Here is a 15112-nt window from a genome sequence, read left to right as displayed (position 1 = left end):
ATTCGGCCTCCCGTCATCCGCCGGAGACCTGGGAGATCCGCACACGGAAGTGGCCGGAGTTGCGTTCGAGGTTCACGACGTCGTTCACGGTGAGCTTCATCTCCGCCGAGCTCTGGCACGTGTACGCGCCGTCACTGCCGACGAACTCCATTGCGTCGGAGCCGCGCACCCCCACGAGGAGTGAGGCCAACGCGTATGCGTAGGGCGGGGACTCGGCGCCGGCTCCGTCACCGATTCCGTTGGGCCCGACCGGGGTGCCATCGTGCGTCGCTCCTTCACTCGTGGCCGTGATCCGGTATTCGGCGTCAGGCTGGCAGACGTACTCGGTGTAGACGAAATCCTCGTAGTCGAGGGGGACCACCTTCTCCGTCACGAGGACCCCGGCGTCGGCTTCGTCCGGCGTTCGGGCGTCGTCCCGGACCGGGTCGGGCGCACCCACGAACTCGCCGATCGGCGTGCCGCCGAGTCCCGAATCGGGGCGAAGCAGGGTGACCGCCCCGATCGCGCCCACGATGGCGGCGATCGACACGACACCCACGACAAGCCAAGGCGTCCAGCGTCGCGTCGATGCGGGGTGCGCGCCCGGGCTCGCATGGGGTCGGTTCGGCGGCCCGGAGTTCGGCGGCCCCGAGTTCGGCGGTCGAGCTGTCGGCGTACCGGTGCTCGAGCCGACTCCGCTCGGCCGGCCGGCGGGCGACGAGACGGTGGGAGCAACGGGAGGCGGCCGTCGCGCGGGGGGCGCCGTCCACCACGGCGCCTCCGACCTTGCTCCCGAGGACGTCGAGCCTCGAGGTGCCGGTGCCGGTGCCGGATGCCGCGGTGGCGGCGCGGTCGGCGTGCCGGGCGGCTTCGATCCGGTCGACTCGGCTGCGGGAGCCGACGTGGCGACCGGTCTCGACGTGGAGGTCGAGGGCGAGTCGACCGGCTCCGGAGCACGCGCCGCGACCGGTGCCGTCAGCGCTGGCGTCGGCGTCGACGTCGCGGTCCCGTCCGCAGGAGTCGGCGGTGCGGCATCCGCTGCCCGGCCCGGAGGTGCGACGGGCACCTCGACGGCTGAGTCCTTCGGCGCCTCCAGCTCCGCGGTCGACAGCGGGGCCACGTCGAAGAGCTGCGTGTCCTCCCCGCGCAGGTACAGCACGGGCGTGACCCACTCGAGCGTTCCGCGGCCCATGCCGAGGATGCCGATGCGGCCGCTCCGCACCGCCTCGTCGATGCCCCGGCCGTGCGACAGGGCGGTGTAGAACCCGCGGGCGAACTCGATCGCCGCGGTGTCGCTGATGGAGAACTGCATGGCGGCGACCGCGCGGATGCCGCTGTGGGCCAGTGCCGCGGCGGTGCCCGAGAACAGGTCGGTCGTGCCACCCGCTCCCGACTGGCACGAGTTCAGCACCACGAGGCGGGGCGTGGGCTCGGCCTCGTCGAGCAGGTCCGCGAGGCTCGAGGCGGTGACGTAGTCGGCGCGGCCGTCGCGCCCGACGAACGCGAGCACGCCCTCGTCGGTGTCCACGTCGTACGTGCCGTGGCCGACGAAGTGCAGCACGTGCCACTGCCCCTCGAGCAGCTTGCCGTGCACACCGGTCCACGACACCTCGTCGAGCCACTCCAGCTCGACCCGCCCCGAGTCGAGGTGCGGTCGGAGGGCCTGTTCGAGTCGCTCCCGCTCGCCGTCGACGTCGAGCGCGGGCAGCCCACGCGGCGAGGAGATCATGCCGAGCACCCGCATCGGGGGCTCGATGGCCAGTGCGGCCGCGGCATGCGGAGCTGGCACGTAGCGCACGAGCGGCTCCTTGCGGCAGAGGTACGCGCCGGTCTCGGCATCGAAGAGGGTCTCCCACGGCAGTGCTGCGAGGCCGGGCGCCGTGAGGCGCAGGGCGATCTGCACGCCCGTGCCGCGCTCGGAGGCGACCGCCATGCTCGTGCGGTACGCGGTGCGGACGGCGCCGCTGAAGGTCGACTCGAAGAGCCGGTGCCCGACCTCCTGCACGACGGCCTCGGTGTCCGACATGACGCGTCGTGCCGAGACCGAGGAAGACAGCACGGTCGCCTCGAGGAGCGGTCGTCCATCCACGAGCTCGTCGAGGTCGAGCGTGATCGCCTGGCTCGGCTCGCCGCCGCCGACGGACCGCAGGACGTGCACGACGTAGGAGCCCGCTTCCGGGCCGGGCCCGATCTCCAACTCCATGACCGTGTTCATGCGCGCATCCTTGTCGTCAGGGGTCGTCACGCCAACCGTGCAGGCACTGGAATCCGGCTCGGTGCATCTCCGGAGTCAGTTCGCATGCGAGTGCCACCGCATCGTCACGCGGAAGTTCGCGGTCGAGCTCGCCGCCGCGATGTACGCCCCCACCTCGAGACTGATCTGGATGCCGAACTCCACCTCCAGCTCATCGGGGGCGTCATCCTGCCCGCGTACCTGGCGCAGCAGCGTCGTCACCGCCGGCCTCGCATGGGAGAGCACCTCGTCGAGGCTCTGCTGGGTGCGTTCGACGAGGCGCCCGCTCGTGACGCCGCGGGTCTGGAGTGATCCGCTCGGGATGCCGCGCACCGTCAGCCCCGGCGGTGCACCGTACTCGTTTCCAGGCGCCGCACCGGGCGCCTCCACCGGGGCGCCCTCGCCCGCGCCCGGTGGAGCGTCGTCGGCCACCTGGATGGCGACCTCGCCGCCGTCCTCCGTCGTGAAGATCGCGATCCGCTGCATGGTTCCCCCCGTCGCCGTGCCGCTAGTGGTTGAGCGTGACGAACGCCCCGAACTCGCCGCTGTTGTCCGCGAGGTCCGTGTCGTTCACCCCGAGCATCAGGTCCCCCTGCGCGGGGCAGGCATAGGTCGTGCCCTCGCCGACCGGGAAGATCTCGGGGGTGGTGTTGAGCTTTCCGATGACCGAGCCCGTGTTCGCGTCCGCCAGCACGCGGTCCTCCGGGCGCTCGCCGTCCGTCAGGCCCTCGGGCCCGATCTGCGATTCCGGAGTCGAATCGAGCCAGCCGCGCCCACTCACCTCGATCACGAACTCATCGCCCAGGGTGCAGTAGAGCCCCACGTCGACCCAGTCGATGGCCAGCGGCACCGCGAGCTCGGCGGTGCTCTCCGAGCCTCCGTCGTCCGACCCGCCCCCGTCGGTCGGCCGCAGTGCGAACGCCGCGATCACCCCGCCCACCGCGAGTACGCCGGCGATGATGCCGACGATGATCGCCTTCCGGCGCTGGCCGCGCGTTGCCGGCTCCTCGGGTTCGCCGGCGACGGATGCCGCGGGCTGGACGGGTTGGGCGGAGGCATCCGACCGACTCGCGCTGGGCGCTTCCACGGGCACCACGTCGAACAGGCGGGCGCCCTCTCCCCGGAGGTACAGCACGGGCGTGACCCACTCGAGCGTTCCGCGGCCCATGCCGAGGATGCCGATGCGGCCGCTCCGCATCGCCTCGTCGATGCCGCGGCCGTAGGCGAGGGCGGTGTAGAAGCCGCGCGCGAACGCGAGCGCGGCCGTGTCGCTGATGGAGAACTGCATGGCCGCGACCGCTTGGATGCCGCTGTACGCGAGGGCGGCGGCGGTGCCGGAGAACAGGTCGGTCGTTCCACCCGCGCCCGACTGGCACGAGTTGAGGACCACGAGCCGGGGCGTGGGTTCGGCCTCGTCGAGCAGGTCGGCGAGGCTCGACGCGGTGACGTAGTCGGCGCGGCCGTCGCGTCCGACCAACGCGAGCACGCCCTCGTCGGTGTCGACGTCGTAGGTGCCGTGTCCGATGAAGTGCAGCACGTGCCACTCCTGGCTGAGGAGACTGTGGTGCACGCCCTCCCATGAGACGTCCTCGAGCCAGTGCAGCTCCACGCGGCCGGACGCGATCTGCGGCTCCAGCGCGGACTGCAGTCGCTCGCGCTCGCCGTCGACGTCGAGCGCGGGCAGCCCACGCGGCGACGCGACCATGGCGAGCACGCGCAGCGGGGAGGCGACCGCGAGGGCGGTGGCGGCGTGCGGTGTGGGCACGTTCCGAACCAGCGGCTCCTTGCGGCACAGGTAGGTCTGGGTCTCGGGGTCGTAGAGCGCCTCCCATGGCAGGGCCGCAAGACCCGGCGCGTTCAGTCGCAGGGCGATCTGCACGCTCGTGCCGCGTTCGGAGGCGACGGCGATGCTCGTGCGATAGGCGCTCGCGACGCTGCCCGTGAACGCGGACTCGAACAGCCGGCGGCCCACGTCCTGGATCGCCGCCTCGGTGTCGGGCACCACGCGTCGCGCCGCGATCGACGACAGGAGCACGCTCGCCTCGAGGGCGGGACGGCGGTCGACGAGTTCGTCGAGGTCGAGCGTGATCGTCTCGGAAGGCTCGCCGCCGCCGACGGATCGCAGGACGCGCACGAGGTAGGAGCCCGACTCGGGTCCGGGCCCGATCTCCAACTCCATCACCGCGTTCATGGGCGCATCTTCGCTCGCGGGTCGCCTGCACGGAGTGGAGCCACTGACCTTGCGCTGCGGGGATGCACCGACATCACGGCTCCTTCATTCCGCTGGAACGAGCGTGACGGTGGCGGTGAACGCGCCGCTGTTGCCGTCGAGTTGGACGTCATTCGGCCCGAGGTACATCTCGCCCGGCTCCGGGCACAGGTACGCCTCCTCGGTGTAGACGGAGAACGCCTTGGTCTGGTTCTCGAGCCGCCCCATCAGCGCGAACGTCTGGATGTCGTCCTCCACGCGTTGATCCAGCGACTCGTCACCGGGGAGGCCGTCCGGCCCGACGGTGCCCCCGCTGGTGCCGTACACTCCCAGGCCGCGCGCCGAGATGCGGATGGTGTCGCCCTCCTCGCACGAGACGCCGGTCGCCGTCCACGCGACATCCATCGGCACGGTCACCTCGTTCGTGGTCAGCGAGCCACCGTCGTCCCCGCCGCCGCCCCCGCCGCCGCCGGTGTCGTCGACCCCGCCCGTCCCCCGCGGCAGGAACACGAAGGTGATGAGCGCCCCGGCGGCTGCCGCGAGGACCACGCCACCGCCGACGAGCCATGGCTTCCACCGAGGGCCCGAGCCCTCGGTGCTGGAAGAGGACTCCTGAGGCGGCCGATCCGCAGGAGGCTGAATCCGTGGGGGCGACGCCGTCGACCCTGCCGACGCGGCCACCGGCGCCGCAGCGGCCGGCGTCATGGTCGCGCGCGCGACGTCGAAGAGCCGGGTGTCGTCGCCGCGGAGGTACAGCACCGGGGTCACCCACTCGAGCGTGCCCCTGCCGAGGCCGAGGATGCCGATGCGACCGCTGCGCACGGCCTCGTCGATCCCGCGGCCGTGGGCCAGCGCCGAGTAGAAGCCGCGGGCGAACTCGATCGCGGCGGTGTCGCTGATCGAGAACTGCATCGCGGCCACCGCCCGGATGCCGCTGTGCGCCAGCGCCGCCGCGGTGCCCGAGAACAGGTCGTCGGTACCGCCCGCTCCGGAACGGCACGAGTTGAGCAGCACGAGCCGGGGCGTCGGCTCCGCCTCGGCGAGCAGGTCGGCCAGGCTCGATGCCGAGACGTACTCCGCTCGCCCGTCTCGGCCGACGAATGCGAGCACGCCCTCATCGGTGTCGGTGTCGTAGGTGCCGTGGCCGATGAAGTGCAGCACGTGCCACTCCTGCTCGAGGAGTTTGTCGTGGACGCCGGACCACGTCACGGGCTCGAGCCACTCGATCCGTACCCGACCGGCATCGAGGTGCGGTCGCAGCGCCTCCTCCAGCAGTTCGCGCTCGTGCTCGACGTCGATGGCCGGCAGGCCGCGCGGCGACGACACCATGGCGAGCACTCGCAGGGGCAGTTCGATCGTGAGGGCCGCCGGCGCATGCGCCGCGGGCACGTTCCGCACGAGCGGCTCCTTGCGGCACAGGTAGGTCTCGGTCGCGGGGTCGTAGAGCGCCTCCCAGGGCAGGGCTGCGAGGCCCGGCGCGGTGAGGCGCAGTGCGATCTGGACGCCCCGTCCCCGTTCGGATGCGACGGCCACGCTCGTGCGGTAGGCGGCGTAGACATCCCCGGTGAAGGCTGCCTCGAACAGTCGCCGCCCGACGTCCTGCAGCGCGGCCTCGGTGTCCGGCATGATGCGCCGGGCCGACACCGATGACAGCAGCACGCTCGCCTCGAGTGCGGGCCGACGACCGACCAGCTCGTCGAGTTCGAGCCGGAACGTCTCGGTCGGTTCACCGCCGCCCACCGACCGGAGCACGTGCGCCACGTAGGAGCCCGGCTCGGGACCGGGCCCGATCTCCAGCTCCATCACGGTGTCCATGGGCGAATCCTGGCTCGCGGGCGCTGGTGCGCCAACCGGGCCACCACTGAACGGGGCTGCGGGGAGCATCCGGAACCGCGAGGACGCGCTCGCAGACGTTCGGTCGATTCACAGGGTACTCCCGAATCCGGGATCCCGGATACTCAGCCGGCGGCCGCGACCACCGCGTTGTGCAGCTCGTCGGCGTCAACGCCGTACCGGCCGAACCCGCCGCCGATGTTGGTGAGCAGCGCGAAGCACACCCCGCGCGACGGGGTGATCCAGAATTCGGCGCCTGCCCACCCGCCGTGGCCGTACGTGTCCCGGGCGAGCAGACCGGGCGCGGAGTGACGGAGGTTCCACGTGAACCCCCAGTCCTGGCCGCGGGCTTCGGGGTACGGCTCCAGCTTCGGCAGGCCGGCGGTGAGCGGTCGCAGCATGGCCTCGGAGCCGACGTGCGAGATGAGCGGGCCGCCGCCCGCGAGCATCGCGCTGCCGATCGCGAGCAGGTCCTCGGCGCGACCGAGCAGACCCGCGCCCGGATGCCGCAGCGCCGCGAACTGCGCGTAATCGAGCCCCTGCTCGGCGGCATCCACGACCTCGTGCGCGCTCGCCGACACGTCCGCCGTGAGGCCGGTGGCGCCGACCCGCTGACCGACGGCGGCCACGGCCTGCTCCCACGACCCGCCGCTCGCGTGTTCGATGAGCGCGGCGATCCCCTCGAACGCGATCGTCGAGTAGCGCGACACCGTGCCCGCGGCGAAGTCGCGGCCGGGCGCGAGCAGCGAGGGGCGCAGGCCGTCGGGGGTGTCGAGCGGCGGCTCGACGATGCCCGACGTGTGGCTCACGAGGTGCCGGAGTCGCACCACGTCGTCGCGGTCGGCGCCGAACTCGGGCACCGCGGTGGACAGTGCCGTCTCCGGGGTCAGTCGCCCCTCCTCGATCAGGCGCAGCGCCGCGAGCCCCACGATCGGCTTCGTCACCGAGAACAGCGGGTAGTGGTCGTCGACCGCGGTGGGGCGCCCGCCCTCCACCCCGAACGCGTCGATGGCCGCCACCCCGTCCGCCGTGGCGATTCCGAGCACGGCGCTCGGGAGCGGACCGTCGTCCACGTTGCGGCGTACCCAGTCGAAGGCGTTGGCGAAGGTCGGCATGGAGTCCTCTCGGGTTGGGGGAGGGCGGAACGGGTGGGGTGGACGATCAGGTGCGCAGCACGACGTTGAGGGGCGCCTCGCCGCGGAGCATCCGTTCGATCTGGCGTCGGAGGAGGCGCGCCATGCGGGGCATCATGGCGGTGGACGCGCCGCCGACGTGCGGGGAGATGAGCACGTTCGGAAGCGCGAACAGCGGATGCCCCTGGGGCAGCGGTTCGGGGTCGGTGACGTCGAGCGCGAAGCGGAGCCGGCCGGCGCGCGCCTCGGCGAGTACCGCGTCGGTGTCGGCGACGCGTCCGCGAGCGATGTTCACCACGAGTGCGCCGTCGGGAACCGCCGCGAGGAACTCGCGATCGACGAGCCCGGTGGTCGCGTCGTTGAGGGGGACCGCGACGATCACGACCTCGGCGGCGGGGAGCAGCTGCGGCAGTTCGTCGATGCCGTGGATGCGCCCGGACTCGTCGTCGCGGGCGCGGCTCGCGACACGTGTGAGCTCGACTTCGAACGGCGCGAGTCGCTCCTCGATCGCCCGGCCCACCCCGCCATAGCCGAGGAGCAGCACGCGGCGATCGGCGAGGCTCTCGTGGCGGGCGGGCGCCCATCGCCCCTCGCTCGCGGCGCGCACGAAATCGGGGATCCCGCGTTGCGCGGCGAGCACGAGCGCCAGGGCGAGCTCCGCGGTCGAGGTCTCGTGCACGCTCGCCGCGTTCGCGAAGACGTGTCCGGGCGGCAGCGCGCCGGGCACGTCGTCGTACCCGATCGACTGGGACTGCACGAGCCCCACGTCGACGCCATCCAAGGCGCCGAGCCGGTCGGCCGCACCCATGTACGGCGGCACGACGAGGTCGATGCGCGTTCCGGGCTCCACGGGCGGGGGTCCGGCGAGGCCCCATTCGCGGAGCTCCACCCCGTCGGGCACGCCGCCGGGCGTTCGCTCGAGCTCGCGACGCAGGGTCGCGCCGGGCAGGGTCACGAGCAGGTGGCGGCGGGCATCGGTCATGATCCGATCCTCCCAGAGCGGATGCCGCTCGCAGAGCGGATGCCGCACGGAGAGCGGAGGCAGCGCGCGGCATGCGCGACACCGAACGGGCCCGCGGCCGCGCGCCCGCCGCGGCATCCGTCATGGCCTGATGCGCGCTGGGCGCGACTGCTACCGTGACGCGCATGGTGGAGCGCGACGAGGGTGGGGCCGCCGGCGGCGAGGTCGACCGTGAGCTCGGCGAGCGCGAGCGGGCACGCCCCGAGCGGCCCGTCGACGAGCGGGCCGAGGCGCTGAAGGAACGCATCTACGCCACGTTCACCGGCCTCGCCATCGTCCTGGTGCAGCAGGCGAACGTCGAGCACGTCTCGGCGAACCGGGCCGCCCTCACGCTCCTCGTCGGCATCGTGGCGATCACGGCCGCGGGCTTCGTGGCCGACGTCATCGCGCACCTCGCGGTGCACGCGGCGTTCCCAGACCGCACCGAGCTGGGGCGCATGCTGCGCGTCTCGGGCACCGCGATCGCCTCGGCGGGCGTGCCGTTGATCCTCCTCGCGCTCGCGGCGTTCGGCGTGCTGGAGCTCGACGGAGCGCTGCGTGCCGCGTCCGTCGTCTACCTCGTGACCCTCGGCCTCATCGGCTTCGTGGCGGTGCGCCGGACTCAGGTCGCGTGGTGGAAGCAGCTCGTCGCGCTCGGCGCCCTCGTGGCGCTCGGTCTCGCCGTGGTCCTGCTGCAGCAGCTCGCGCACGGGCATTGACCCGGTCAGGAGGCTGAGGGCTCGTAGCGTGTCGGTGCGAACGCCGAGGCGACGAGCGCACGCAGCGACTCGAGGTCCCCGCCCGCGAAGCCCTGGGCGCGGGCCTGCACGAGCACGTTGCCGATCGCGGTCGCCTCGACGGGCCCGGCCAGCACGGGCAACCCGGCGCGGTCGGCGGTGCGCTGGCAGAGCAGGCCGTTGAGAGCGCCGCCACCCACGATGTGGATCGTCTCGACGTCGACCCCCGAGAGGATGGACGCGTCGCGCACGGCCCCGGCGAACGCCTCGGCGAGGCTCTCGATGATCGAGCGGGCGAACTCGGCCCGGCCCTGCGGCGCGGCGATGCCGCGATCCAGGCACCACTCGGTGATGCGGCCGGGCAGGTCGCCCGGGGCGAGGAAGCTCGAGTCGTTCGCGTCGAACACCGGGACCGGGGCCGTGACGGATGCCGCGGCCGCGAGCAGCTCGGGCAGGTCGATCCGCTCGCCGTCGCGTTCCCACCAGCGCACCGACTCCGAGAGCAGCCAGAGTCCCATCACGTTGTGCAGGAACCGCACGCGCCCGTCGACGCCGCCCTCGTTCGTGAAGTTCGCCAGCCGTGCGGCATCCGTCGTCACCGGGCGCTCGAGCTCGACGCCGACGAGGCCCCACGTGCCGCACGAGATGTAGGCCGCCGACTCGGCGCGCATCGGCACGGCGACCACGGCGGACGCCGTGTCGTGCGAGCCGACCGCCACGACCTCGATCCCCGCCGGCGCGCCGAGGTCGGCGGCGACGCGCGGACGCAGTCCGCCGATCGACTCGCCGGGGTCGACGAGCGGCGCGAAGACGGATGCCGCGAGCCCGAGCCGCTCGATGAGCTCGTCGTCCCACTCGCCCGACTCCACGCCGACGAGGCCCGTGGTCGACGCGTTCGTGCGCTCGGACACCCGCGCCCCCGTGAGCTGGAAGCCGACGAGGTCGGGCACGAGCAGCAGGGAATCGGCGAGGTCGAGGCATCCGCCGTCTCGTTCGACGGCGAGCTGGTAGATCGTGTTGAACGGCAGGAACTGGAGGCCGTTGCGGCGATAGAGGCTCTTGAAGGGGACGACCCGGTGCACCGCCTCGACGCCGCGCTCGTTGCGCTCGTCGCGGTAGTGGAACGGCTCGCCGAGCAGCCGGTCGCCGCGGAGGAGGCCGTAGTCGACCGCCCACGAGTCGACGCCGATCGAGGCGACCGCCGGATCGCGGCGGAAGGCGTCGGCGAGCCCGCGCGTCACGTCGCGGTACAGGCCCGTGAAGTCCCAGTGCAGGCCGGACGCGAGGCGCACGGGGTCGTTCGGGAACCGCGCGACGTGGTCGAGCTCGAGCGTGCCCGCCCGTCCGTCGACACGGCCGAGGATGACGCGTCCGCTGGTCGCGCCGAGGTCGACCGCCGCGACGGTGCCCCCGCCCGGCACGCCGCCGGTCCCCGCGCTCATCGCAGGAAGGCGGCGGCGACGCCCGCGTCGACCGGGAGGTGCAGGCCGGTGGTGTGCGAGAGCTCGGGTCCGGTGAGCACGATCACGGCGTTCGCGACGTTCTCGGGGAGCACCTCGCGCTTGAGGATCGTGCGCTGGGCGTAGAACTTGCCGAGGTCCTCCTCCTCGATGCCGTAGGTCTTGGCGCGGTTGGCGCCCCATCCGCTCGCGAAGATGCCCGAGCCGCGCACGACGCCGTCGGGGTTGATGCCGTTGACCTTGATGCCGTACTCGCCGAGCTCGACCGCGAGCAGGCGCACCTGATGGGCCTGGTCGGCCTTCGTCGCGGAGTAGGCGATGTTGTTCGGCCCGGCGAACACGGAGTTCTTCGAGGAGATGTAGATGATGTCGCCGCCGAGGCCCTGGTCGATGAGCACCCGCGCGGCGGCCTTCGACACGAGGAACGAGCCCTTGGCCATGACGTCGTGCTGCAGGTCCCAGTCCGCCTCGGTGGTCTCGAGCAGCGGCTTCGACAGCGACAGGCCCGCGTTGTTCACCACGAGGTCGAGCCCGCCGAAGGCGAGCACCGCGTCGTCGATCGCGGCCTGGACCGCCGCGGCATCCGTCACGTTCGCCTGCACCCCGATCGCCACGTCGGCGTTGCCGATCTCGGCGGCGGCGGCCTGCGCCTTCTCGAGGTCGAGGTCGGCGATCACGACGCAGGCGCCCTCGGCGGCGAGGCGGGTCGCGATGGCCTTGCCGATGCCGGATGCCGCGCCGGTGACGAGCGCGATGCGGGTCGCGTGCGGCTTCGGCTTCGGCATGCGCTGGAGCTTCGCCTCCTCGAGCGCCCAGTACTCGATGCGGAACTTCTCGGCGTCGGAGATGGGGGAGTACGTGGAGAGCGCCTCGGCGCCCCGCATCACGTTGATCGCGTTGACGTAGAACTCGCCGGCGACGCGGGCGGTCTGCTTGTTCGCGCCGTAGCTGAACATGCCGACGCCGGGCACGAGCACGATGAGCGGGTCGGCGCCGCGGATCGCGGGGCTCTCCGCCGTGGCGTGGGCGTCGTAGTACGCCTGGTAGTCGGCGCGGTAGGCCTCGTGCAGCTCCTTCAGGCGCGCGACCGAGTCCTCGATCGACGCGCTGGCGGGCAGGTCGAGCACCATGGGCTTGACCTTCGTGCGCAGGAAGTGGTCGGGGCAGCTCGTGCCGAGCGCGGCGAGGCGGGGGTGCTCGCTGCGGGCGAGGAAGTCGAGCACCTCGGGGGCATCCGTGAAGTGGCCGACCATCGGCCGGTCGTGGCTCGCCAGCCCGCGGATCGTCGCCGCCAGCGCGGCGGCCTTCGCCCGGCGCTCGGATGCCTCGAGCGGACCGTGCCCCTCGAGCTCGGCGCCGAAGGGGTCGGCCGTGCCGTGCTCGGCGATGTAGGCCGCGGCGGTGTCGATGATCCAGAGCGAGTTCTGCTCGGACTCCTCCGACGTGTCGCCCCACGCCGTGATGCCGTGCCCGCCGAGGATGCAGCCGATCGCCTGCGGGTTCTGCGCCTTGACCTCGGCGATGTCGAGGCCCAGCTGGAAGCCCGGTCGGCGCCAGGGCACCCACACGACCCTGTCGCCGAAGATCTTCCGTGTCAGCTCCTCGCCGTCGGCGGCCGTCGCGATGGCGATGCCGGAGTCGGGGTGCAGGTGGTCGACGTGCGCCGCGTCGACGAGGCCGTGCATGGCCGTGTCGATCGACGGCGCCGCGCCGCCCTTGCCGTGCAGCGTGTAGTCGAACGCGGCGACCATCTCATCCTCGCGGTCGACGCCCGGGTAGACGTCGACGAGTGCGCGCAGGCGGTCGAGCCGAAGCACCGCGAGGCCCTGTTCGGTGAGGGTGCCGAGGTCGCCGCCCGAGCCCTTCACCCAGAGCAGCTCGACGGGCTCGCCGGTGACCGGATCGGTCTCGGTGCCCTTCGCCGACGTGTTGCCGCCGGCGTAGTTCGTGTTCTTCGGGTCGGCGCCGAGGCGGTTCGACCGCGCGATGAGGTCGGCAGCTGCCTGGTTCGTCATGAGGTGGTTCCTTCGTGGGGTTCAGGTGGTGGTCGTGTGGCCGGATGCCGCGAGCGCACCGGATGCCGCGGGCTCGAACCCGCGGTCGATCCAGGCGGCGACGCGGTCGACGGTGGCGGATGCGGCGGGCTCGTCGGCCTCGTTGAGGTGGCCGTGCTCGGTACCGGGCTCCAACGCGAGCTCGACGGGGACGCCGGCCGCGGCGAGGGTCGCCGCGAAGAGCTCGCCGGAGACGCGGAGCTCGTCGACGTCGCCGTTCACGACGATCGTCGACGGGAAGCCGACGACGTCGGACGGTTCGGCGAGACCCGGCACCGCGGTGAGCGGCGCGTCGTCGACGGAGCCGCCGAGGTAGGTCTCGTACATGTCGCGCACGGCGTCGGGGCCGAACCGGTCGGCCGCGGGGTTCGCGTCGAGTGCGGCGCGGAGCTCGGGCCCCGGCGCGGGCTGCACCGCGAGCAGGGTCGGATAGGCGAGGAAGACGCCGGCGGGCAGTGCCGGGCCGGTCGCCGCCGGAGCACGGCCGAGCAGCCGTAGCACGGCGCCCGTCACGAGGTTCGCGCCGGCGCTGGCCCCGCCGATCGCGAGCCGCGTGGAATCGAGGCCGAGCTCCTCGGCGTGCTCGAGGGTCCAGCGCCACGCCGCGAGCACGTCGTCCGAGCCTGCGGGATACCGTCCGGCGCCGTCGCCCACGAGGCGGTAGTCGATCGAGACGACGGTGACGCCGCGCGCGGCGAAGGTCCGGGCCAGCCGGTCGGCCTCGGGCATGTCCAGGTCGCCCGCGACGAAGCCGCCGCCATGCGCCCACACGAGGCACGGCGTCGGACGGGCCCCCGCGGCATCCGCCGGGTACACCCGCACGAGGCCGTCGGCCGCGGCGAACGGCGTCTGCTGCGTCATCGGCTCAGGCGCCCCATCCGGCCTGCACGCCGCCGACGCGGTCGGCCGCGATCCGGGCGAGGTATCCGGATGCCGCGAACGCGGCCATCGGGTCGGCGGGCAGGCCGCGCGACTCGCGCCACTCGGCGAGGGCGGGCCGCACATCGGTGTAGAACGCGTCCATGAAGATGCGGTTGGCCTCGAGCACGTCGCCGGCGACCTGCGCCGCACGCAGGGCGTCGGTGTCGACGAGGAGCGCGCGAGCCGTCATCTCCTGCACGTTGAGCACGGAGCGGATCTGGCCGGGGATCTTGTCCTCGACGTTGTGGCACTGGTCGAGCATGAATGCCACGTCGGGGTGGTTGAAGCCGCCGCCGCGGATCACCTCGAAGATGATGCGGAACAGCTGGAACGGGTCCGCGGCGCCCACGATGAGGTCGTCGTCCGCGTAGAACCGCGAGTTGAAGTCGAACGAGCCGAGCTTGCCGAGGCGCAGCAGCTGCATGACGATGAACTCGATGTTCGTGCCGGGCGCGTGGTGGCCCGTGTCGAGGCAGACCATCGCCTTGTCGCCGAGCGCCGCGACCTGGGCGTAGCTCGTGCCCCAGTCGGGAACGTCGGTGTGGTAGAACGCCGGCTCGAAGAACTTGTACTCGAGCACGAGGCGGTCCTCGTCGCCGAGGCGCTCGTAGATCGTGGCGAGCGACTCGTGCAGGCGGTCCTGACGGCCGCGCAGGTCGGCCTGGCCGGGGTAGTTCGAGCCCTCGGCGAGCCAGATCTTCAGGTCACGGCTGCCGGTCGCGTGCATGATGTCGATGCACTCGAAGTGGTGGTCGATCGCCTTCTGCCGTACGGCGGCGTCCTCGTGCGTGAGTGCGCCGAACTTGTAGTCGTCGTCCTGGAAGGTGTTCGAGTTGATGGTGCCGAGCGCGACGCCCTGGTCTTCGGCGTGCTTGCGCAGGTCGTCGTAGGAGTCGACCTTGTCCCACGGGATGTGCAGCGCCACCGTCGGCGCGAGCGCCGTGTACGCGTGGACCTGCGCGGCATCCGCGATCTTCTCGTACGGGTCGCGGGGCGTGCCCGGCGTGGCGAACACCTTGAAGCGGGTGCCCGAGTTGCCGAACGCCCAGGAGGGGAGCTCGATCGACTGCAGTTCGAGCTGGTCGAGGAGGTTGCTGGGAAGGGTGCTCACGAGTCGCTGCTTTCTGTGCTGGTGCCGCTGAGGGCGGGGTCGGATGCCGCGTCGTCGTCGAGCGCGGCGAGCTGGTCCTCGAGGTGGAACACCTCGGTGAGCCTGACGAATCCCTCGTCGGGCGGCACGTCGAGGTCGACGAAGAAGTCGCCCATCTCGGCCTGCCATCGGGCGTTCACGTCGGTGCGCGCCATCGCGGCCTGGGCGTCAACGATCGACGGCGTCTCGACGTAGCCGATGAGCAGTCCGTCATCGCGAAGGAAGAGAGAGTAGTTGTTCCAACCGGTCGCCTTGAGGGCCTCGAGCATGTCGGGCCAGACAGCGGCATGGCGCTCGCGGTACTCATCGATGCGCTCGGGTTTCACCTGGAGCTGGAAGCACACGCGTTCGAAGGGCGCGACGCCTGGGCCGCTGGTCTCGCTCATCGTCGAGTTCCGTCTCT

12 protein-coding genes are annotated in these 15112 nt (G+C 72.2%); 1 reads left to right on the top strand and 11 read right to left on the bottom strand.

Going from position 1 to position 15112, the window contains the following annotated elements; translation table 11 throughout:
- Nucleotides 1-13: 13 nt before the first annotated feature.
- The 6 genes from EV187_RS06205 to EV187_RS06180 form a co-directional block, all read right to left on the bottom strand.
- Nucleotides 14-2194: a CHAT domain-containing protein gene (locus tag EV187_RS06205; protein WP_130352068.1), complete on the bottom strand. Its 2181-nt coding sequence runs from the start codon at nt 2192-2194 to the stop codon at nt 14-16.
- Nucleotides 2195-2269: 75 nt separating this feature from the next.
- On the bottom strand, nt 2270-2698 hold the full coding sequence (locus EV187_RS06200; protein ID WP_130352067.1) for a CU044_2847 family protein: 429 nt from the start codon (nt 2696-2698) through the stop codon (nt 2270-2272).
- Between the two features lie 22 nt (nt 2699-2720).
- The gene (locus tag EV187_RS06195; RefSeq protein ID WP_130352066.1) at nt 2721-4403 is read right to left on the bottom strand and encodes a CHAT domain-containing protein; all 1683 of its coding nucleotides are present in this window, start codon (nt 4401-4403) and stop codon (nt 2721-2723) included.
- A gap of 84 nt (nt 4404-4487) precedes the next feature.
- Nucleotides 4488-6236, bottom strand: coding sequence for a CHAT domain-containing protein (locus EV187_RS06190; protein ID WP_130352065.1), 1749 nt, complete (start codon nt 6234-6236; stop codon nt 4488-4490).
- Between the two features lie 143 nt (nt 6237-6379).
- Nucleotides 6380-7369 carry a serine hydrolase domain-containing protein gene (locus EV187_RS06185; protein WP_130352064.1) on the bottom strand — a complete coding sequence of 330 codons (990 nt, stop codon included), beginning with the start codon at nt 7367-7369 and terminating at the stop codon, nt 6380-6382.
- Between the two features lie 46 nt (nt 7370-7415).
- Entirely contained in the window at nt 7416-8369 is a 954-nt protein-coding gene (locus tag EV187_RS06180) for a 2-hydroxyacid dehydrogenase (RefSeq protein ID WP_130352063.1), read from the bottom strand.
- A gap of 164 nt (nt 8370-8533) precedes the next feature.
- Here EV187_RS06180 and EV187_RS06175 point away from each other — a divergent pair, with 164 nt between their 5' ends.
- Nucleotides 8534-9106 carry a hypothetical protein gene (locus EV187_RS06175; protein ID WP_130352062.1) on the top strand — a complete coding sequence of 191 codons (573 nt, stop codon included), beginning with the start codon at nt 8534-8536 and terminating at the stop codon, nt 9104-9106.
- Between the two features lie 5 nt (nt 9107-9111).
- On the opposite strand, the gene EV187_RS06170 is transcribed toward EV187_RS06175, so the two are convergent.
- From EV187_RS06170 to EV187_RS06150, 5 genes are read right to left on the bottom strand one after another with little or no spacing between them, the layout of a single operon-like run.
- Nucleotides 9112-10566: a rhamnulokinase gene (locus tag EV187_RS06170; RefSeq protein WP_130352061.1), complete on the bottom strand. Its 1455-nt coding sequence runs from the start codon at nt 10564-10566 to the stop codon at nt 9112-9114.
- The gene (locus EV187_RS06165; RefSeq protein WP_130352060.1) at nt 10563-12599 is read right to left on the bottom strand and encodes a bifunctional aldolase/short-chain dehydrogenase; all 2037 of its coding nucleotides are present in this window, start codon (nt 12597-12599) and stop codon (nt 10563-10565) included. Before EV187_RS06165 ends, EV187_RS06170 begins: the two co-directional genes overlap by 4 nt.
- Nucleotides 12600-12620: 21 nt before the next feature.
- Nucleotides 12621-13499 carry an alpha/beta hydrolase gene (locus EV187_RS06160; protein WP_130352059.1) on the bottom strand — a complete coding sequence of 293 codons (879 nt, stop codon included), beginning with the start codon at nt 13497-13499 and terminating at the stop codon, nt 12621-12623.
- Between the two features lie 4 nt (nt 13500-13503).
- Nucleotides 13504-14670, bottom strand: a complete 1167-nt coding sequence (rhaI, locus tag EV187_RS06155; RefSeq protein ID WP_130352058.1) for an L-rhamnose isomerase — start codon at nt 14668-14670, stop codon at nt 13504-13506.
- Complete coding sequence (locus EV187_RS06150; protein WP_130352057.1) at nt 14667-15095, bottom strand: L-rhamnose mutarotase; 429 nt, start codon at nt 15093-15095, stop codon at nt 14667-14669. Before EV187_RS06150 ends, rhaI begins: the two co-directional genes overlap by 4 nt.
- Nucleotides 15096-15112 lie beyond the last annotated feature (17 nt).

It is taken from the genome of Agromyces ramosus (assembly GCF_004216665.1).
GTDB classification, from domain to species: domain Bacteria; phylum Actinomycetota; class Actinomycetes; order Actinomycetales; family Microbacteriaceae; genus Agromyces; species Agromyces ramosus.
Note: the sequence above shows the minus strand (reverse complement) of the source record. Positions and strands in the feature narration are given on the sequence as shown.

Bases quoted from the DNA above. Each gene is read 5' to 3' on its own strand.
- EV187_RS06205 (WP_130352068.1), bottom strand. From the start codon at position 2,194: ATGAACACGGTCATGGAGTTGGAGATCGGGCCCGGCCCGGAAGCGGGC.
- EV187_RS06200 (WP_130352067.1), bottom strand. From the start codon at position 2,698: ATGCAGCGGATCGCGATCTTCACGACGGAGGACGGCGGCGAGGTCGCC.
- EV187_RS06195 (WP_130352066.1), bottom strand. From the start codon at position 4,403: ATGAACGCGGTGATGGAGTTGGAGATCGGGCCCGGACCCGAGTCGGGC.
- EV187_RS06190 (WP_130352065.1), bottom strand. From the start codon at position 6,236: ATGGACACCGTGATGGAGCTGGAGATCGGGCCCGGTCCCGAGCCGGGC.
- EV187_RS06185 (WP_130352064.1), bottom strand. From the start codon at position 7,369: ATGCCGACCTTCGCCAACGCCTTCGACTGGGTACGCCGCAACGTGGAC.
- EV187_RS06180 (WP_130352063.1), bottom strand. From the start codon at position 8,369: ATGACCGATGCCCGCCGCCACCTGCTCGTGACCCTGCCCGGCGCGACC.
- EV187_RS06175 (WP_130352062.1), top strand. From the start codon at position 8,534: ATGGTGGAGCGCGACGAGGGTGGGGCCGCCGGCGGCGAGGTCGACCGT.
- EV187_RS06170 (WP_130352061.1), bottom strand. From the start codon at position 10,566: ATGAGCGCGGGGACCGGCGGCGTGCCGGGCGGGGGCACCGTCGCGGCG.
- EV187_RS06165 (WP_130352060.1), bottom strand. From the start codon at position 12,599: ATGACGAACCAGGCAGCTGCCGACCTCATCGCGCGGTCGAACCGCCTC.
- EV187_RS06160 (WP_130352059.1), bottom strand. From the start codon at position 13,499: ATGACGCAGCAGACGCCGTTCGCCGCGGCCGACGGCCTCGTGCGGGTG.
- EV187_RS06150 (WP_130352057.1), bottom strand. From the start codon at position 15,095: ATGAGCGAGACCAGCGGCCCAGGCGTCGCGCCCTTCGAACGCGTGTGC.